The organism is Dechloromonas denitrificans, from assembly GCF_020510685.1.
GTDB classification, from domain to species: domain Bacteria; phylum Pseudomonadota; class Gammaproteobacteria; order Burkholderiales; family Rhodocyclaceae; genus Azonexus; species Azonexus denitrificans_A.
The window spans coordinates 1,034,142-1,052,205 of sequence record NZ_CP075185.1 but is presented as its reverse complement, the minus strand read 5'-3'; the positions used below and the strand labels follow the sequence as shown (position 1 = coordinate 1,052,205).

Sequence of the window (18,064 nt, the reverse complement as noted above, 5' to 3'; positions counted from 1 at the left end):
CCATGGGTCTAGCGATGCACCGGTCAGCGCCGGCGCGTCGGCGGCCTATTTGCCATTGCTCGGCTTGCCCGGCAGCAATTGCCCGCGCAGCTCGCCGCCCTTGTATTTTTCGCTGTGCACATTGACGTACAGCTCGCCGGCCAGATAAGCCCGGTACTCGGCTTCGTTCAGCTTGCTGCCGTCCGGCACCCGCCAAACGTCGTCGCTGCTGCTCGTCAGCGTAACGATCACCGGACCGTTGGTCCCGACCTTGCCGTGATGAATGTGCGCCATGCTTGCCTTGATCCCGGAAGTCATCAGCGTACCACTGACGGTCATGTCCTTGCCCACCGTGATGGCGCCGTTACCGGATGCCGTGGTCGCTACCGGAGGCACTTCCGCCGCGCCGGAGAGTTTGAATTTCAGCTCCTGGGCCGTGGCAATCGCTGAAAAAGCGGCCAGCCCCAGGCTGACGGCGACGAGCAGGCCCGCTACGGCGGGACGGGAGATGCGAACAAGCTTCATGACTGGCCTTTCCAGTTAACGCGGGGAAAATGCTGAGTGAAGGGGATTGAACGCACGAGGACCGATGGATTCAGCAGCGACGGGTGGAGGAAACCCTGACCGGAACCATGGGCCACTCGTGCGTCCATGCTGGAAGCTACTACGTTGACCGGGCCCGGTCCGTACGCTATCGAACACAAGCGCGCGATGCACGGCGGCTCAGTCGAAGCGATGGTCACGAATCTGCACCCGACCCTGATCGAGGCGCACCGGAAAGATGGTGATCGGTTCGCAGGCCGGCAGCGACAGCGCTTCGCCGGTGCGCAGCGAAAAGCGCGCGGCGTGGCGCGGGCAGCTTATTTCCAGACCGTTCAGCGGGCCGCCGGAGAGGGTTTCGGCCTCGTGGCTGCAGACGTCCTCGATCGCATAATAATGGCCGTCGATATTGAATACCGCGACCGCGACGCCATTCAGGTCGAGCCGGCGAAAACTGCCCGGGAGAAAATCCGCCGCCGCGGCGACATCGGTCCACTCATCCACTTTCCGTCTCCTCGCTCACAACAACCCAAGCTCCAGCCGGGCGGCCTCGCTCATCATCGTCTTGTCCCAGCGCGGCTGCCAGACCAGCTCGACCTGCACGTCCTCAACGCCGGGCACCTCGCCGACCGCCTCCGCGACCAACGCCGGAAAAGTCTGGGCGACCGGACAGCCGGGCGCCGTCAGGGGCATCCGGATATGCACGGCGCCGCTGTCGGGCGCCATGGTCAGTTCGTAGATCAGGCCGAGGTCGTAGATATTGACCGGGATTTCCGGATCGAAAATGGTCCGCAAGCGGGCGATGACCGCTTGTTCCAGTTCGCTGGTCGACGCGGCCATCGATCTACTCCGTCGTCACCGGCTGCTGCGCCTGATGCAGCGCGGCGAGCAACGTATGCCAGGCCAGCGTGGCGCATTTGACACGGGCCGGAAACTTCCGCACGCCGGCCAGCACGGCCAGTTTGCCGAGATCGGGGGGACTTTCCGGCTGGTCGCCGGTGAGCATGGCGTGAAAACTGTCGAACAGGGTTTCGGCCTCGGCGACGCTGCAGCCTTTCAGGGCCTCGCTCATCAGCGAGGCGGAGGCGGTCGAAATGGCGCAGCCGACACCGTCGAAACGGACGTCCTGGATGATGCCGTCGACCACCTTGAGCTGTAGGTTGAGGTGGTCGCCGCACAGCGGATTGAAGCCTTCGGCCCGGTGGCTGGCCTCGGGCAACGAACCGAAATTGCGCGGCCGCCGGCCGTGGTCGACGATCACTTCCTGATACAGATCGTGCAGGTCGGCGATCATGCGAACATCTCCCGTACCTTGCGCAGGCCGCCAAACAGCGCATCGACCTCGCTCCGCGTGTTGTAGAGGGCAAAGGAGGCCCGCACGGTGGCCGGCACCCGGTAGCGTTCCATCACCGGCATGGCGCAATGATGGCCGGTCCGCACGGCGACGCCCTGGGCGTCGAGGATGGTGCCGATATCGTGCGGATGGATGCCGGCCAGCGTGAAGGAAAGAATCGCCCCCTTGTCGCCGGCCGTGCCGATCAGCCGCAGGCCGTCGCAACGCTGCGCCTGCCCGGTCGCATAGTCCAGCAAATCGGCCTCATGCGCCGCGATGGCCGGCCGATCGGCGGCCTGCAGATAGTCGATGGCGACGCCGAGGGCGATGCCGCCGGCGATATTCGGGGTGCCGGCCTCGAATTTGTAAGGCAGGTCGTTCCAGCTCGAACCGGCGAAACTGACCTGGCGGATCATGTCGCCACCGCCCTGCCAGGGCGGCATGGCGTCGAGCAGGGCGGCCCGGCCATAGAGCACGCCGGTGCCGGTCGGGCCGTAGAGCTTGTGCCCGGAGAAAGCATAGAAGTCGCAGCCGAGATCGTTCACATCGACCGGCAGGTGAGCGACCGCCTGCGCCCCATCGACCAGCACCACGGCGCCGACGCGGTGGGCCATGGCGACCAGTTGCTTGACCGGGTTGATGGTGCCCAGCGCATTCGACATATGGGTGATCGCCAGCAGCCGGGTGCGCGGATTGAGCAGCTTTTCGAACTGTTCCAGATCGAGCTGGCCGGCCTCGTCGATCGGCGCCACCCGCAGCACGGCGCCGATGCGCTGGCAGAGCAGTTGCCACGGCACGATGTTGGAGTGATGCTCCATTTCGCTGACGAGGATTTCGTCGCCGGCCCGCAAGCCGTTGCCATAGCTGTTCGCCACCAGGTTGATCGACTCGGTGGTGCCGCGGGTGAAGACGATTTCCTCGCGGGCTGGCGCCTGGATGAAAGCCCGCACCTTGTCGCGCGCCCCTTCGTAGGCCTCGGTCGCTTCCTGGCTCAGACGGTGCACACCACGGTGGATATTGGCGTTGTAATGCGCGTAGTAGTGGCGCTCGGCCTCGATCACCGACCACGGTTTCTGGGTGGTGGCGGCATTGTCGAGGTAGACCAGCGGATGCCCGTCGACCCACCGCTCAAGGATCGGAAAATCCTGACGCAACCGGGCCACATCGAGTTGCGCTACGGCTTGCAGTTCGCTCACGGCGGCCGGCATGGCGTTTTCCTTCACGAGCGCGGCAGCTTGTGCTGCAGCAGGTCGTCCAGCCTTTCCTGCAGCAGCAGGATGCGGACGCGGTCGATGACTTCCATGGCAAAGGCCCGAGTCAGCAGGCTCCGGGCGGCGGCTTCGCCGATGCCGCGGGAGCGCAGGTAGAAGATCTGGGCCGGGTCGAGCTGGCCAACCGTCGCGCCGTGGCTGCATTTGACATCGTCGGCCCAGATTTCCAGTTGCGGCTTGGTATCGATCTCGGCGTTGTCGGACAGCAACAGATTGCGGTTCGATTGCACGGCATCGCTGCCCTGGGCATCGCGATAAACGACGACGCGACCGTTGAAAACGCCGTGCGCCGCCCCGTTGAGCACACCTTTGTAGAACTCCCGGCTGGTGCAGCCGGGTTGCCGGTGATCGATGCAGGTATGGTGATCGACATGCTGCGGGCCATCGACCACATAAAGGCCGTCCAGATCGCAGGCGGCACCCGCCCCTTGCAGCCCGACCGTAATATCGACGCGGGCCAGTTGCGCGCCAAGGGAAAAGGAACCAGAGACGAAGCGGCTGTCGGCCTCCTGGGCGACATTGACCGCGGCAATGTGGAACGCCGCCGGGCTTTCCTGCTGCAGCTTGTAGTGTTCGATGCCGGCCCCCGGCGCCAAGACGATGTCGGTCACCGTATTGGTGAAATAGCTCGGCGCGCCGATCGCGGCATGGTGCTCGATGATGCTGGCCGAACTGCCGGCCCCGGCCAGCACCAGATTGCGCAAGTGGATGGCGAGATTGGCCTCGCTGGTCAGGAAGAGCAACTGGATCGGCCCCTTGACGTGCGCTCCGGGCGGCAGGCGAATATAGGCGCCGTCGGCCATCAAGGCGAGATTCAGGTCGCTGAAGGCGGATGCGCCGTCGGTGGCGGGCAGCTCTTTTTCCAGTTCGCCAGGATGCTGGTCAAGGCTGTAGGCCAGGCTGCCCAGCACGATGCCCGCCGGCAGCCGGCCGAGGTGGCTCAAGCCGGTCTCCAGGCGACCATTGACGAAAACCAGCAAGTGACTGCCGGGCAGCGCCAGGCGGCTGACCTGGGCGGCCAGACTGGTGCCGATCGGGGGCGGCAACAGGTCGAACTCGCCTTTTTCGATGGCCGCCACACTGGTGTATTTCCAGTCCTCGTCGCGCCGCGTCGGAAAGCCACGCCGGGCAAAGCGCTCGATGGCCGACTGGCGGGCCCGGTCCAGCCAGCTGGCGCCGTGGCCGGGCAAGGTGGCGGCGATGCGGCTGTAGGCGTCGAGATAACGATCGGCGGCAACCGACAACGGGGCGTTCATGGCCGCGCCGCCACCCGATCCGGCAGGTCGGCCGGCCGGCCGTAGCCGGTGCGTTCGAGTTCAGTCGCCAGCTCCGGGCCGCCGGAGCGGGCAATCCGCCCATCGGCCAGAACATGCACCCGGTCCGGCTTGACGTAGTCGAGCAGGCGTTGGTAATGGGTCACCAGCAGCGCCGCCCGCTGCGCGCTCCGCCAGTTGTTGATGCCGCAGGCGACGACCTTGAGGGCGTCGATGTCGAGGCCGGAATCGCTTTCGTCGAGCAGGGCCAGCGTCGGTTCGAGCAGCGTCATCTGGAGGATTTCGTTGCGCTTCTTTTCGCCGCCGGAAAAGCCTTCGTTAACCGGGCGATAGAGCAGCTTTTCATCCATCTCGAGGAGTTTCAGTTTGGCCCGGATCAGCGTCAGGAAATCGATGGCGTCGAGTTCCGGCTGGCCCCGGTGCCGGCGCATGGCATTGAGCGCCGCCTTGAGAAAATAGACATTGGCGACGCCGGGAATTTCGACCGGATACTGGAAGGCGAGAAAGACCCCCTCCCTGGCCCTTTCCTCCGGCGCCAGTTCAAGCAGGTTGCGGCCTTGATAAATGACTTCGCCGGCACTCACCTGATAGCCCTCGCGGCCGGCCAGAACATGGGCCAGCGTGCTTTTCCCGGAGCCGTTGGGGCCCATCACGGCATGCACTTCGCCGGCCTTGATGCTGAGGTCGAGGCCCTTGAGAATGGGCTTGCCATCGACACTGACGTGCAAGTTGCGGATGTCCAGCATGATGCCTGTTCTCCTTTAACCGATGCTGCCTTCCAGACTGACGCCCAACAGCTTTTGCGCTTCGACGGCGAATTCCATCGGGAGTTTCTGGAAAACTTCCTTGCAGAAGCCATTGACGATGATCGACACCGCATCCTCGGGCGACAGGCCGCGGCTCTGGCAGTAGAAAAGCTGCTCTTCGCCGATGCGCGAGGTGGTGGCCTCGTGTTCGACGCGCGCCGAGGGATGCTTGACCTCGATGTAGGGAAAAGTGTGGGCGGCGCATTTGTCGCCCAGCAGCAGCGAGTCGCACTGGCTGTAATTGCGCGCGCCGACGGCGCTTTTCGCCATGCGCACCAGGCCACGGTAGGCATTCTGGCCGTGGCCGGCCGAAATGCCTTTCGAGAGGATGTTGCTGCGCGTGTTCTTGCCGAGATGGATCATCTTGGTCCCGGTATCGGCCTGCTGGTAATGGTTGGTCAGCGCCACCGAATGGAATTCGCCCTGCGAGTTGTCGCCGCGCAGGATCACGCTCGGGTACTTCCAGGTGATCGCCGAGCCGGTTTCGACCTGGGTCCAGGAAATCCGCGAATTGGCCTCGCGGCATTCGCCGCGCTTGGTGACGAAGTTGTAGATGCCGCCTTTGCCCTGCTTGTCGCCGGGGTACCAGTTCTGCACCGTGGCATAGCGGATCTCGGCACCTTCCAGCGCGATCAGTTCGACGACCGCCGCATGCAGCTGATTTTCGTCGCGCATCGGCGCGGTGCAACCTTCGAGATAACTGACTTCGCTGCCCCGGTCGGCAATGATCAGCGTGCGCTCGAACTGCCCGGTGTTGATGGCGTTGATGCGGAAATAGGTCGATAGCTCCATCGGGCAATGCACGCCGGGCGGGATGTAGCAGAAGGAACCGTCGGAAAACACCGCCGAATTGAGCGCAGCGAAATAGTTGTCGGTGTAGGGCACGACCGAACCGAGATATTGGCGGACCAGATCGGGATGTTCCCGGACGGCATCGGAGAAGGAACAGAAAATGATGCCGAGCCCGGCCAACTGCTCCTTGAAGGTAGTCGCCACGGAAATGCTGTCGAATACCGCATCGACCGCCACCCCGGCGAGAATCGCCCGCTCCTGCAACGGCACGCCGAGTTTTTCATAGGTCCGCAGCAATTCGGGATCGACGTCGGCCAGACTGCGCGGGCCATCCTTGCCGGAACTGGGCGCCGAGTAATAGCTGATGCCCTGATAGTCGATCGGCGGATGGTGAATGGTGGACCATTGCGGCTCGCTCATCGTCAGCCAGTGGCGATAGGCCTGCAGGCGCCATTCGAGCATGAACGCCGGCTCGTTCTTCTTGGCCGAGATCAGCCGGATGACCGCTTCATCCAGCCCGACCGGCAGGCTGTCCGTCTCCAGAGCGGTGAAAAAACCATGCGGATAATCGCCGCTGATCAGTTCGTCGAGTTTCGTCGTTTCGGTGGCCATCAGTCGCCTCCTTCCGGGGTCTTACTTAGGACCGACTGACGACACCATTGTTCCGGCCGGCGACAAATCGAAGCGAAGCACCGCCTGCCGCGCCGATCACCCCCGACAAGGCCAAGTGTCGGAAAATCTTACACTGGCAAAAATCCTCGCCACCGCCCCAGAAAATCGGCGCCAACCCGCATGAAATGGTCATTCCGAAAATATGGCGAGGAGCGGAATAGCGCCGCCACTCCATAAACCGGTGGCGAATTCCCGATCAAGCTGCCGCGGTCGTGGCCGATCGTTTCACATCTGATACGAGTTCATTCAAAACGGGTATGGCACGCACAACAAGGCACCCACAAAAAAACATCAAACAATTGATAAATATAAGAATTTATTCAGCGCACCGTGGCTGGCACGCGTCATGCTCAATGAATCCCGCAACTGGCCGCATCAGATAGGTAATTAGTCCCCTCAATTTTTAAGACTCGGAGAAAATCATGAATAAAAAACTATTGGCAGTCGCGCTTCTTGCAGGCATCGGCTCTATGCCTGCAATGGCCGCACCGGCGCTGCCGTGGACTGTAAACGAACTGGCCGTCGACGCTGCCTCTGGCAACAATACCGTTGCAGTGCTGGCTGCTGCGTTGAATCGCCCGACGACATTCTCAGCCAACAACATGTCTTTGGTGTACGAAGCCACCATTACGCAAGGCGCCTTCAATCAGAATGGCGTGGCAAGCTTTACCGAAACCGGCCGTGTCCAGTTAAGCAACTACTACACCGGCTACGTTCCCGGAGGCGTCACGCAAGGGACGCAAGTATCTTCCGCTCTTGGTCAGGCATACAGCCTGTGGGCTACTTTCTCGATAACCGGCACAGCAACGATTAACGGAAATCAGTTGAGTGTCGCCGTGGCCAATGGTTCGTTTAACGCCTTTGCCGACTTTTCACCCATTGGTAATAGTTTATCCCAACTCACCGCTGATGCTGCACTGGGAAGCGCTTCGGCCCTCCTTTCCGGTGGTGCAGTGTTGACCAATCTCGGTAACAACGACGCGGCAAACGGCAGCTTTGAAGTGATCTGGGGTGATTTCACTCGCGCCAATCCGTTTGGTCTGGCTTTGTGGCCGGCGCCAAATCCTTTCCACATGGTACTGGATATCAATTCCGATGTTGATGGCGTTGCCGGCGCTTTCAATCCGGGCGGCACTGTCGCCCAGACCGGTGGACAAGGCAATGCTTACTTTGCCGTCCCGGAACCGTCGGCCATTGCCTTGCTGGGCTTGGGTCTGGTCGGCATGGGATTCACCTCCCGCAAACGTAAGGCTGTTTAAGCATTTTTCCCAGCCGTAGATTTCGAGGAAGCCGCGCGACGATGTCGCGCGGTTTTTTTTCGATAGTCTCGAGGTGTCTCAAACTTGACGAGAGAAGCAGCTTTTGATCGACCACTGCTCTCGCGGGCGAGATCTTTTTTATTTTTAGCGAGTCAGGATCCCCGCCACTCAAGCACCAACCCATCCATCACCGACACAATTTCCTGAATTTCATCAGCCCAATTGCCCCGGCCTGCCAACCGGCGGCTGGCGCGGCATCATTGACGCACAAGCGTGTTGAGACAGGGTAAATCCCCTATGCTGACCAGGCATTTTCCGGAGGTGGTCGAATGGCGGATAAAGCCTTAATGCGCAGGAACGGCAATGCTTGAAATCGCCGGTCTGGCCCGCAGTTTCAATGGCCGCAGCGTGCTGCGCGCCGTATCGCTGCGTTTGCAGCCCGGCGAGTACGTGGCCATCGTCGGCGAGTCGGGGGTCGGCAAGTCCACGCTGCTCAACCTGATTGCCGGACTGGATCGGCCCGATGCCGGCCGGCTCATCCTCGACGGGGTCGATTACTCGCGGCAGGATGAGGACAGCCTGACCCGCCTGCGGCGCGACAAGCTCGGTTTCGTCTTCCAGGCCTTTCACGTGTTGCCGCATCTGACCGTCCGCCAGAATGTGGCGCTGCCGCTCTGGCTGCAGGGGCTGGCCGGCGCCACGGCCGACGTACCGGCGCAAGCGCTGCTCGAAGCGGTCGGTCTCGGCGAGCGGGCCGCCAGCTGGCCGCGCGAGCTGTCCGGCGGGGAAATGCAGCGGGTCGCCATTGCCCGGGCGCTGGTGCACCGGCCGCGCCTGCTGCTGGCCGACGAGCCGACCGGCAACCTCGATCCGGCGAACGGCGCCAAGGTGCTGGCCCTGCTCGCCGAGCGCATCCGTCAATCGGGCGCCATCGGCATTCTGGTAACCCATTCGCCGGCCGCCGCGGCCACCGCGGATCGCGTGCTGCACCTGACGGCAAACGGCCTGGACGCATGAGACTGGCGCCGGTCTTTCTCGGTTCGCTGGCCCGGCGCCGGATGGCGACGCTGTTCTCGCTGCTCGCCATCGTTCTCGGGGTGGCCCTCGGCATGGCGGTCCAGGCCGTCCATCAGGCGGCCCTGAGCGAATTCGGCCGCGGCCTGCGCACGCTGGCCGGTCAGGCCGACCTGCAGATCGTCGGGCCACGGCGCGGCTTTGACGAAAATCTCTATGCCGTGCTCGCCAGCCGACCCGAGGTCGCCGAGGCGAGCCCGGTCATCGAACTGGAAGTCAAACGGGCGGCAAGCGAAGAAACCCTGCAATTGCTCGGAATCGATGTCTTCGCGCTGGCCCGGGTGACGCCGGCCCTGCTGCCGCGGCCCAACGAGCCGGCCGATCGTCTGGCGACGCTGGCCGAGGACGCCATCTTTCTCAGCCGCGATACGCAAACTGCCCTCGGCCTCCAGCCCGGCGAGCACATCGCGTTGCAGACGGGGACGCAGCGCACCAGCTTCCGGATTGCCGGCGACATTCCGGGCGCCGCCGAGAACCGCCGGCTGGCCGTGATGGATATCGCTGCCGTACAGACCCACTTCGCCATGCTTGGGCGGATCAGCCGCCTCGATCTCCGGCTGGCCGATGGCGTGCCCCCGGATACGGCCCGCCGAACCCTGCAAGTGTTGCTGCCGCCCGGCGTGCTGATTGAAGCACCACAGGCCGCGGCCGATCAGGCCGGCAATCTGTCGCGGGCCTATCGGGTCAATCTGACGCTGCTGGCGACGATTGCGCTGCTCACCGGCGGCTTTCTCGTCTTCTCCGCCCAGGCCCTGTCGGTCGTCCGGCGGCGGACCGAGTTCGCCTTTCTGCGCGCCCTCGGCCTGGCGCGGCGCAGCCTGTTCGCCTGGCTGCTCGGCGAAGGGGCCGTAGTCGGCCTGATCGGCGGGGTGCTCGGTGTCATCCTCGGGCACGGACTGGCCTGGGCGGCACTGGCCGCGCTCGGCGGCGATCTCGGAGCCGGTTATTTTTCCGGGCTGACGCCGACCCTGCAATTTCAGCCGGACGTCACCGCGGCCTATGTCGCCCTTGGCCTGCTGGCCGGCATCGCCGGCGCCTGGTTGCCGGCCCGCGAAGCGGCAACGGTAGCGCCGGCCCAGGCGCTGAAGGCCGGCGATGAAGGCGCGCTGCCCGGCGGCCACGGGCATCCATGGCTGGGCCTCGGCCTGCTCGGCGCCAGCCTGGCCGCCTGCGCCATTCCGCCGCTCGCCGGGCTGCCGGTCGGCGGCTATCTGGCGGTCGCCTGCCTGCTGGCCGGCAGCGTCATGTTGTTGCCGCGCCTGGCCGCCGGGATCGCCCGCCTGCTGCCGGCGCGCGGCCCGGTATCGGCCCGGCTGGCGGCGGCCCGTCTCGGCGCGGCGCCCGGCCATGCCGTGGTCGCGGCGGCCGGCGTACTGACCAGCGTCGCCCTGGCAGCGGCGATGGCCATAATGGTCGCTTCGTTCCGCGATTCGGTCGATCAGTGGCTGAACCAGATTCTGCCGGCCGATCTCTATCTGCGGGCCGGCAAGGCCCAAGGCAGCAACTATCTCGACGACACACTGCAAGCCGAAATTCGGGCGGTAAAGGGCATCGAGCGCAGCAACTTCACCCGCCACGACAGCCTGCGGCTGGCCGACGGGCAAGCGCCGGTCGCCTTGATCGCCCGGCCGCTGTCGCGCGACGGCAAGGAATTGCCGCTGGTCGGCACCAGCCGGCCCGATGGCGGCCCGGCGATCTGGATTTCCGAAGCGATGCAGGACATTTACGGCTGGCGCGTCGGGCAGCAGGTCGCCCTGCCGCTCGCCGGACGCCAGGTCAATCTGCATGTGGCGGGCGTCTGGCGCGACTATGCGCGGCAGACCGGGGCGGTGATGATCGATCTGGCCGATTACCAGCGCCTGAGCGGCGACCGGCTGATCAACGATGCGGCAATCTACCTGGCGCCGGGTGCCGATGCCGGCCAGGTGGCCGCCGCGCTGGGCGCGCTGGCTGGCCCCGGCGGGCTGGAAGTCGCCCGGCCGGGCGAGATCCGGGCGATCAGCCTAGGCATTTTCGACCGCACCTTCGCCGTCACCTACCTGCTCGAGGCGGTTGCCGTCGCCATCGGTCTGGCCGGCGTCGCCGCCAGTTTCGCCGCGCTGGCGGCAGCCCGCCGGCGCGAGTTCGGCATGCTCCGCCACCTCGGCCTCAGCCGCCGCCAGATCGGCTGGATGCTCGCCCAGGAAGGCGCCCTGGCGGCCGGCGTCGGCGTCATCGCCGGGCTGCTGGCGGGCGGGGCGATCGGCCTGGTGCTGATCGAAGTGATCAATCGGCAAAGCTTCCACTGGAGCATGGATCTCCGCGTTCCCTGGGGCTCGCTGGCCGTCTTCGCCAGCGGACTGATCGCCCTGGCCGCTCTGGCGGCGGTCCTCGCCGGACGGCAGGCGATGCGCCAGGATGCCGTTCTGGCGGTGCGCGAGGACTGGTGATGCAGCGGCGCGACTTTCTCCTGGCGCTGGCCGCACTGGCGACCCCGGCCGCGGCAGTCGAGTTCGCGCCGGTCCGCCCCGGCCGGCCGCTTGTCTTCCCGGCCGATCACGGCGCCCATCCGGATTTTCGTACCGAATGGTGGTATGCCACCGGCTGGCTGAGCCTGCCGGACGGCAGCCCGCTCGGCTTTCAGACAACCTTTTTCCGCGTACGCACCGGCATCGGCGAAGCCAGCGCCAGTGCCTTCGCGCCTCGCCAGTTGATCCTTGCCCATGCCGCCATCGCCGATCCCGGTCTCGGTCGCCTGCGCCATGATCAACGCGCGGCCCGGGTCGGCTTTGGCCGCGCCGGCTATGCCACCGACCGGACCAATGTCTGGATCGGCGACTGGCGTTTCGAGCAATCCCCCGACGGCTATCGCGCCACCGTCCAGGGCACCGACTTTGCCTATGCCCTGAGCCTCGCCCCGAGCGGTCCGCCGATGCTCAACGGCCTGGCCGGCTTCAGCCGCAAGGCGGCCGATCAGCGCCACGCCAGCTATTACTACAGCCGCCCGCAACTCAAGGTCGCCGGCACGGTCACGCTGGCCGGACGGACCAGCCGCGCCACCGGTCACGCCTGGCTCGATCATGAGTGGTCGAGCGCCTTGCTGCCGGAAGGCGCGCAAGGCTGGGACTGGATCGGCATCAATCTGGCCGACGGTAGCGCGCTGATGGCCTTCCGGCTGCGCGACCGGGCTCAATCGGCGCAGTGGTCGGCAGCCAGTTTCCGGCCGGCCGGCGGCGCAACGCACACATTCCCGCCGCACGCCGTGAGCTTTGAGGCCGTGCGCCACTGGCAATCGCCGCGCACCGCCATTACTTACCCGGTGGAATGGCGGATTCGCGTCGGCCGGCGGAATTTTCTGCTGCAGGCTCTGATCGACGATCAGGAACTGGACAGCCGGCCGTCGACCGGCGCCATTTACTGGGAGGGCGCTGTCCGGTTACTGGAAGATGGCCGTGACGCCGGCCGCGGCTACCTGGAGATGACCGGTTACGGGGAAAGCATCCGGCTCGGCTGAGTTTCGCCCGTCACCGCAGTCTCACGGCGCGAGCCACGATGCCGCCGGCGACGCTTTGGGGCGCGAGGTATCCAGTCGGGCATCCAGCGTGAGCTTGGTATTCAACAGCCTGGAAACCGGACAATCCGTCATGGCCTTGTTGGCCAGCGCCGCAAAAGTCGTCCGATCCGCGCCCGGGACGCTGGCCACCAGATCGAGATGGACCTCGGTAATCGAGAACCCGTCCTTGAGCCGGTTCAGGGTGACCGCAGCGCTCGTCTCGATGCGCTCCGGCGTCAGGCCCCACTCGCCCAACTGTGCGGCAAGGGCCATGTTGTAGCAGACGGCATGGGCGGCCGCAATCAACTCTTCCGGATTGGTGCCGGGTTCGTTTTCCAGACAGGTGCCGAAGTTGTACGGCGTGTTGATCAGGATGGTGCTCTGGGTCGTTATCTTGCCTTGGCCATCCCTGAGCCGACCGCTCCAGACGGCTGATGCTGTACGTTTCATGCCGGGCCTCTCCAATCAGAAATGCTTATCCAGAACGCCGCATTACTTCAGTGCCTTGATCCACTCGAGCAGCAGATTGCTGACCTGCTCCGGCTGATCGAGCGTAGACAGGTGGCCGCATTGCTCGATGATCTTCAACTCGGCGTGCTTGATCCCGGCGGCGATTTCCTCAGCCATTTCCGGCGGCGTGATCTGATCTTCGCGGCCGCAGATCACCAGCGTCGGACAGGCGATGCCGGCCAGCGTCGGCCGGCTGTCCGGCCGACTCATGATGGCCCGCTGCTGGCGGATGAAGACTTCCTTGCCGAGGCCGCTGGCCATCGACTGGATGACGCCGCGCACGGCCGGCTGATTCATCAGATCTGGATGCGAGAGGCGCGCCAGCAAACGCTCGGTGACCGCCTCGAGGTCGGTCTCGGCGAGCTTGATCAGTTCCTCGCGCAACGCGCTGGCTTCAGGCGTATCGGGCCGCGCCGTGGTATCCATCAGGACCAAGGCGGCGACCCGCTGCGGCGCCGTGCGCATGATTTCGAAGGCGACATAGCCGCCCATCGACAGGCCGACCAGCACCAGGCGACCGTCGGGCGCCCCGGCGAGGACGTCGGCGGCGAGCTCGCCGATGCTATCTGAACGCGTCAGGTCGCCAACCTGCACCGAACCCAGCGCGGAGAGGGCGACCATCTGCTCGGTAAAAAGGCTGGCATCGTTGAGCAGACCAGGCAGCAACAGGATTTTCGGTTTCATGGCTATTCCCTTAAAGGCGCTCACCGGGGAGGCAAGCCGCAAACCGCGCAAGCCAGTCGGTTGGCTCGCCATACGGCATTACCGCAGTGTTCGTCGATCGGCAATTTCGTTGACAGCATGCCCCCGGCCTGCGGTAAAAGTCTGTGCGCTATCGCACAGTTAAGGCCGGCGGCCTGGAATGGCGTTCAAGCCAGCTCCGGCGTGTGCCCGTCGAGCGTCGCCAGCAAGACAGCGAGGGGCGGACTTGGGCATGGCCGCCGAACCAAATGAGCTTTGGCATGTCATATATCGGTAGATCAAAAGTGAAAGGAGCAGTCCGATGAGTGACAATCCGAACGACCAAGACATGCACGTGCGGGCCGACAAGGATCTTGCCGCCGCCGTCGAGCGAGGCCTGGCCGTGGCGTTGTTGAATGGTCTGTCGGCCGGTGCGTTGGCGATGGACGTCGAAGGAGTCCCCCTGAGTATCGCGACCCGGGTTCTGCTGCATCCCGAGCGTTGCCGTGCCACCGACTGGCATCATTGATCTTATTTACCCGGCAATACGGATGTCCACGAACGTTGAAGCGGATGTAAGGGAAACCTGATTCCGGAGGTTTTCGCGTTCTGGTAGGGTGGTCCGCTATTACGCCTTTTAAATCCCTCCTCGAAAGCTCCCGTCTTTGCCCGCGATCGCCCCCCGCCCCTTTCGCTTGATTGACGCAAACGCCCTCTCCTGCCAGCATCGTCCGGCGGTCGAGAGATACACCATGGCAATCGGCATATCGGCGCTGATGCTGCTGATCCGGATGGCCTTTCTGCCGATCAGTAACGAACTGGCTTACCTGGCTTTTTATCCCGGAGTCGCCATCACTGTATTCCTCTGCGGCATCGGGCCGGGGATTCTGGTCATTGTCCTCGATGCGCTGATCGCCGACTTCATTTTTCATTCCCCGTACTGGACATTCAAGGATCTCTCAAGCACCGTCCAGAGCGCGGTTCCGTTCGTCATCTCGTCGCTCGGTATTGTGTTCACGGTCGCCTTCTTTCAGAAACGCACCATCCGGCGGGTCAGCCTGCTCGAGCACGAAGCGGCCAACCACAAGGGAGTCAAGGACGAGCTGGCCGACACCCGTATTCGGCTGGCTGGAATTATCGACTCGACGCTGGACGCGATCATTTCGGTAAATGCCGCGCAGCGGGTGATCATTTTCAACCCGGCCGCCGAACAGCTTTTTGGCTATACCAAGGCCGAGGTTCTCGGCAGCGGCCTGGAGCGGCTGATCCCGTGCCTCTATCAGGAAAAGCACGCGGAGCATTTCGCTTTCTTCCACGCTGGCGCCGTCTCCGGCAATGGCTCGGCGTCACGGACAGAACTGATCGGCGTGCACAAGACTGGCAACGAGTTTCCGATGGAAGCCTCCGTCTCGAAAAGCGCCGTGGCCGGGGAAGTGATTACGACCATAGTCCTGCGGGACATCACCAAACGGCGCGAAGTCGAGGATGCCCTGGTGAAAAGCCGGCGACAACTGGAAATTTTCATCAGGGAAGCCCCGATCAGCATTGCCATGTTCGACCGCGGGATGAACTACATCGCCCACAGTCGGCGCTGGCCAAGCAATCATGCCAGCAGTCATAGCGACCTGAGCGGGCGCAACCACTACGAGGTTTATCCGGACATACCGGAGCGCTGGCGGCAGATTCACCGCGACGGGCTGGCTGGCATACCCGCACATAACGACGAGGACCTGTGGGTTCTGGCCAACGGACAACGATGCTGGCTGCGCTGGTCGGTCATCCCGTGGCGCGACGAAAATGACGAGATTGCCGGCCTGATCATTTCCACCGAAGACATCACGTCGACCAAACAGATCGAATCGGCGCTGCGTCTCAGCGAAGAGGACCTGAACCGGGCCCAGGCCGTCGGGCGGATCGGCAGCTGGCGGCTCGACGTACGGCGCAATGAATTGACCTGGTCGAAAGAGAACTACCGGATTTTCGGTCTGCCCGAAGGCACGCCTCAGAGCTATGAGAGCTTTCTCGCCTGTGTCCATCCGGACGATCGGGCGATGGTCGACCGGGAGTGGCAGGCCGCCGTGCGCGATGCCGCCACCAACACGACGCCTTACGAAATCACCCACCGACTCGTCGTGGCGGGCGCCGTGCGCTGGGTAAAGGAAAAAGCCGAGCTGGAATTGGATGCCGCGGGCAATCTGCTCGGCGGCTTCGGCATCACCCAGGACATCACCGATATCAAACAGGTACGCGAGGCGCTGCTCGAAAGCGACAATCGTTTCAGCTCATTCATGAGCCATAGTCCGGTGGCATCGTGGATCGTCGATGCGGATGGCCGCTATCAGTACGTCAACCCGCGCTACTACACGATGTTCAATGTCGCGGTCGAGGATTTGACCGGCAAGGTGATCGCCGACGTATTTCCCAAGGATGAGGCGAACAGCGTCATGCGCGCCATCGGAGACGTCATCGCCACCGACCATCCGATCGAATTGATCGAGTCCTGCCTGAAATCCGATGGCACCCCCGGCGATTTTCTCAAGATCAGATTTCCCGTCCACCTCGCCGATGATCGTCTTCTGGTCGGCGGCATGGCCCTCGACATCACCGAACAACGGCAGGGCGAATGCCAGATCAAGGCCGCCAACGAACAGCTCTCGACGATCACAACCGAACAGGCCGCCCACCTGCGCGAACTGTCCGGCGAACTGACCCGGGCCGAACAGCGCGAACGCGATCGACTTTACGAACTATTGCACGATCACGTCCAGCCACTGCTGGTCGCCATGCGCTTCGAGCTGAGCGGGCTCAGCGAGCGGACGCCGCCGGAAAAACTATTGAAGATCGTCGGCACGGTACGGGAACAGATCACCGAGGTCATTCAGGCGGCGCGCAACCTCGGCACCCAGCTCAACCCGCCGCTGATCATGGAGCGCGGACTGGTTCCGGCACTGGAATCCCTGCGCAACTGGATGCACACGACCTATGACCTCGATATTTCCCTGAACAGCGCCCCCGGCATCGAACCGACGGATCTTTCCGTCCGCCTGTTGTGCTTCAATGCCATTCGGGAACTTCTGCTGAATGTCGTCAAACATGCCAACAGCGACTGCGTTGACCTGACGCTGACCCGGGAGAACGACGACATGTTGCAGGTGGTCGTGGCCGACCATGGTGTCGGCTTCGTCACGGAGGAGTGGCACGATGGCACGGGCCTGTCGAACATTCGGCGCCGACTGGAGATGCTGGGAGGCTGCTTGGACATCGAAAGCCTGATCGATGTCGGAACGGTGGCCACCCTGCGCGTGCCGCTCGGCCCCATTCGCCGGGAACGGCGATTGTCAGACCTGCGCAATCTCGGCAAAATAATCACACTGTCACGCCCGCCGGGCAATGGAAAGCCCGAATATTCCGAAAATGCGATGGGGGATGGCTCAAGATGATCAGGATCCTCATTGCCGATGATCACGCGGTGGTCGGTGGCGGACTCAAGCAGTTTCTCTCGGACGTCGGCGGTTTCGAAATCGCCGGCGAGGCGCGAACCGGACAACAGGCCTTGGACATGGCCCGTGCCCAGCACTGGGACTTGTTGCTGCTCGACATTGGTTTGCCGGATCTCGATGGCATCGAGGTCCTCAAGCGCATCAAGCGCGACCAGCCGGATCTGCCCGTCCTGATCTTCAGCATGTATTCCGAAGACGAATACGCGGTAGCCGCTCTCGATGCGGGGTCGGCCGGCTACCTGCCGAAAGACAGCGCCCCCGACGAAGTGCTCGCGGCGATTCGCCGGGCCAGCGGCGGCGGCCGCTACCTGAGTCCGGAACTTTCGGAAAAACTCTTGAGCGGATCGCTATCCAACGGTCGAAAACTGCCGCATGAGCGGCTTTCCCGCCGCGAGTTCGACGTCATGATGATGCTCAGCCGCGGCGTACCGCTGACCGATATTGCCGAATATCTCCACCTCAGCCCCAAGACCATCAGCACCTACCGCACCCGGGTTCTCGAAAAACTCGAACTCAAACACAATACCGAGATCACCCGTTACGTGCTCAAGCACAAACTGGATCATTTGCAAGAAAGCATTTAGACCGGCGCTGGATCCAGCATCTCCCGGTTAGCGGCCCCCCCCGCGAACGCCTGACATCCGCCTGGCGTGATTACGCCAGAATGTCAGATAAACCCTACAGCCAACCCGGCAATCGCTGACAGCCTTCGCGACTGCTACCGCTAGGATTTTCCGCAAGGAAATAGCACATTCAACTACAGAGAATGCGGCCGGGGGATCATCTCGAATCGATGATCAATGACGATCAAGAATAATGGCATCGGGTGGGATAGGGAAAT

At 63.6% G+C, this 18,064-nt stretch carries 17 protein-coding genes; 7 read left to right on the top strand and 10 right to left on the bottom strand.

The annotated features are described in order from the left end of the window. Window positions 1-45: 45 nt before the first annotated feature. The 8 genes from KI611_RS05145 to sufB all read right to left on the bottom strand — a co-directional run bounded on the left by KI611_RS05145 (window position 46) and on the right by sufB (window position 6,607). Window positions 46-504: a CHRD domain-containing protein gene (locus tag KI611_RS05145; protein WP_226418753.1), complete on the bottom strand. Its 459-nt coding sequence runs from the start codon at window positions 502-504 to the stop codon at window positions 46-48. A 198-nt stretch (window positions 505-702) separates the two neighbouring features. Beyond that, window positions 703-1,023: a non-heme iron oxygenase ferredoxin subunit gene (locus tag KI611_RS05140; protein WP_226418752.1), complete on the bottom strand. Its 321-nt coding sequence runs from the start codon at window positions 1,021-1,023 to the stop codon at window positions 703-705. A 15-nt stretch (window positions 1,024-1,038) separates the two neighbouring features. Further along, entirely contained in the window at window positions 1,039-1,359 is a 321-nt protein-coding gene (locus tag KI611_RS05135; protein WP_226418751.1) for a DUF59 domain-containing protein, read from the bottom strand. Window positions 1,360-1,363: 4 nt separating this feature from the next. Beyond that, on the bottom strand, window positions 1,364-1,813 hold the full coding sequence (gene sufU, locus KI611_RS05130; RefSeq protein ID WP_226418750.1) for a Fe-S cluster assembly sulfur transfer protein SufU: 450 nt from the start codon (window positions 1,811-1,813) through the stop codon (window positions 1,364-1,366). After that, window positions 1,810-3,060, bottom strand: a complete 1,251-nt coding sequence (locus tag KI611_RS05125; protein WP_226418749.1) for an aminotransferase class V-fold PLP-dependent enzyme — start codon at window positions 3,058-3,060, stop codon at window positions 1,810-1,812. Before KI611_RS05125 ends, sufU begins: the two co-directional genes overlap by 4 nt. Window positions 3,061-3,071: 11 nt before the next feature. Beyond that, on the bottom strand, window positions 3,072-4,379 hold the full coding sequence (gene sufD, locus KI611_RS05120; RefSeq protein ID WP_226418748.1) for a Fe-S cluster assembly protein SufD: 1,308 nt from the start codon (window positions 4,377-4,379) through the stop codon (window positions 3,072-3,074). Then, a complete protein-coding gene (sufC, locus tag KI611_RS05115) occupies window positions 4,376-5,143 on the bottom strand; it encodes a Fe-S cluster assembly ATPase SufC (RefSeq protein WP_226418747.1) in 768 nt (255 codons plus the stop codon). Before sufC ends, sufD begins: the two co-directional genes overlap by 4 nt. A 15-nt stretch (window positions 5,144-5,158) precedes the next feature. Then, window positions 5,159-6,607, bottom strand: coding sequence for a Fe-S cluster assembly protein SufB (gene sufB, locus KI611_RS05110; protein WP_226418746.1), 1,449 nt, complete (start codon window positions 6,605-6,607; stop codon window positions 5,159-5,161). A 482-nt stretch (window positions 6,608-7,089) separates the two neighbouring features. Between sufB and pepA the strand changes: the two genes are divergently transcribed. The 4 genes from pepA to KI611_RS05090 all read left to right on the top strand — a co-directional run bounded on the left by pepA (window position 7,090) and on the right by KI611_RS05090 (window position 12,493). Next, entirely contained in the window at window positions 7,090-7,926 is an 837-nt protein-coding gene (gene pepA / locus KI611_RS05105) for a flocculation-associated PEP-CTERM protein PepA (RefSeq protein ID WP_226418745.1), read from the top strand. Between the two features lie 363 nt (window positions 7,927-8,289). After that, window positions 8,290-8,943 (top strand): ABC transporter ATP-binding protein, encoded by a 654-nt coding sequence (locus KI611_RS05100; protein ID WP_226418744.1) that lies wholly within the window; start codon window positions 8,290-8,292, stop codon window positions 8,941-8,943. Next, window positions 8,940-11,429, top strand: coding sequence for an ABC transporter permease (locus tag KI611_RS05095; protein WP_226418743.1), 2,490 nt, complete (start codon window positions 8,940-8,942; stop codon window positions 11,427-11,429). The genes KI611_RS05100 and KI611_RS05095 overlap by 4 nt, the downstream gene beginning before the upstream one ends. Further along, window positions 11,429-12,493, top strand: a complete 1,065-nt coding sequence (locus KI611_RS05090; protein WP_226418742.1) for a lipocalin-like domain-containing protein — start codon at window positions 11,429-11,431, stop codon at window positions 12,491-12,493. Before KI611_RS05095 ends, KI611_RS05090 begins: the two co-directional genes overlap by 1 nt. 21 nt (window positions 12,494-12,514) lie before the next feature. Here KI611_RS05090 and KI611_RS05085 read toward each other — a convergent pair whose 3' ends face one another. Both KI611_RS05085 and KI611_RS05080 read right to left on the bottom strand, forming a co-directional pair. Beyond that, the gene (locus tag KI611_RS05085; protein WP_226418741.1) at window positions 12,515-12,982 is read right to left on the bottom strand and encodes an OsmC family protein; all 468 of its coding nucleotides are present in this window, start codon (window positions 12,980-12,982) and stop codon (window positions 12,515-12,517) included. Between the two features lie 42 nt (window positions 12,983-13,024). Then, the gene (locus KI611_RS05080; RefSeq protein WP_226418740.1) at window positions 13,025-13,726 is read right to left on the bottom strand and encodes an alpha/beta fold hydrolase; all 702 of its coding nucleotides are present in this window, start codon (window positions 13,724-13,726) and stop codon (window positions 13,025-13,027) included. A 319-nt stretch (window positions 13,727-14,045) separates the two neighbouring features. On the opposite strand from KI611_RS05080, the gene KI611_RS05075 reads away from it, so the two are divergent. The 3 genes from KI611_RS05075 to KI611_RS05065 all read left to right on the top strand — a co-directional run bounded on the left by KI611_RS05075 (window position 14,046) and on the right by KI611_RS05065 (window position 17,807). Continuing rightward, entirely contained in the window at window positions 14,046-14,252 is a 207-nt protein-coding gene (locus tag KI611_RS05075; protein ID WP_226418739.1) for a hypothetical protein, read from the top strand. A 223-nt stretch (window positions 14,253-14,475) separates the two neighbouring features. After that, a complete protein-coding gene (locus KI611_RS05070) occupies window positions 14,476-17,163 on the top strand; it encodes a PAS domain S-box protein (RefSeq protein ID WP_226418738.1) in 2,688 nt (895 codons plus the stop codon). Next, a complete protein-coding gene (locus KI611_RS05065) occupies window positions 17,160-17,807 on the top strand; it encodes a response regulator transcription factor (protein WP_226418737.1) in 648 nt (215 codons plus the stop codon). The genes KI611_RS05070 and KI611_RS05065 overlap by 4 nt, the downstream gene beginning before the upstream one ends. The last annotated feature ends 257 nt before the right edge of the window (window positions 17,808-18,064 follow it).

Excerpts from the sequence above, each read along its gene's own strand:
- KI611_RS05145 (WP_226418753.1), bottom strand. The coding sequence starts at position 504 with ATGAAGCTTGTTCGCATCTCCCGTCCCGCCGTAGCGGGCCTGCTCGTC.
- KI611_RS05135 (WP_226418751.1), bottom strand. The coding sequence starts at position 1,359 with ATGGCCGCGTCGACCAGCGAACTGGAACAAGCGGTCATCGCCCGCTTG.
- sufU (WP_226418750.1), bottom strand. The coding sequence starts at position 1,813 with ATGATCGCCGACCTGCACGATCTGTATCAGGAAGTGATCGTCGACCAC.
- KI611_RS05125 (WP_226418749.1), bottom strand. The coding sequence starts at position 3,060 with ATGCCGGCCGCCGTGAGCGAACTGCAAGCCGTAGCGCAACTCGATGTG.
- sufD (WP_226418748.1), bottom strand. The coding sequence starts at position 4,379 with ATGAACGCCCCGTTGTCGGTTGCCGCCGATCGTTATCTCGACGCCTAC.
- sufC (WP_226418747.1), bottom strand. The coding sequence starts at position 5,143 with ATGCTGGACATCCGCAACTTGCACGTCAGTGTCGATGGCAAGCCCATT.
- sufB (WP_226418746.1), bottom strand. The coding sequence starts at position 6,607 with ATGGCCACCGAAACGACGAAACTCGACGAACTGATCAGCGGCGATTAT.
- pepA (WP_226418745.1), top strand. The coding sequence starts at position 7,090 with ATGAATAAAAAACTATTGGCAGTCGCGCTTCTTGCAGGCATCGGCTCT.
- KI611_RS05100 (WP_226418744.1), top strand. The coding sequence starts at position 8,290 with ATGCTTGAAATCGCCGGTCTGGCCCGCAGTTTCAATGGCCGCAGCGTG.
- KI611_RS05095 (WP_226418743.1), top strand. The coding sequence starts at position 8,940 with ATGAGACTGGCGCCGGTCTTTCTCGGTTCGCTGGCCCGGCGCCGGATG.
- KI611_RS05090 (WP_226418742.1), top strand. The coding sequence starts at position 11,429 with ATGCAGCGGCGCGACTTTCTCCTGGCGCTGGCCGCACTGGCGACCCCG.
- KI611_RS05085 (WP_226418741.1), bottom strand. The coding sequence starts at position 12,982 with ATGAAACGTACAGCATCAGCCGTCTGGAGCGGTCGGCTCAGGGATGGC.
- KI611_RS05080 (WP_226418740.1), bottom strand. The coding sequence starts at position 13,726 with ATGAAACCGAAAATCCTGTTGCTGCCTGGTCTGCTCAACGATGCCAGC.
- KI611_RS05075 (WP_226418739.1), top strand. The coding sequence starts at position 14,046 with ATGAGTGACAATCCGAACGACCAAGACATGCACGTGCGGGCCGACAAG.
- KI611_RS05070 (WP_226418738.1), top strand. The coding sequence starts at position 14,476 with ATGGCAATCGGCATATCGGCGCTGATGCTGCTGATCCGGATGGCCTTT.
- KI611_RS05065 (WP_226418737.1), top strand. The coding sequence starts at position 17,160 with ATGATCAGGATCCTCATTGCCGATGATCACGCGGTGGTCGGTGGCGGA.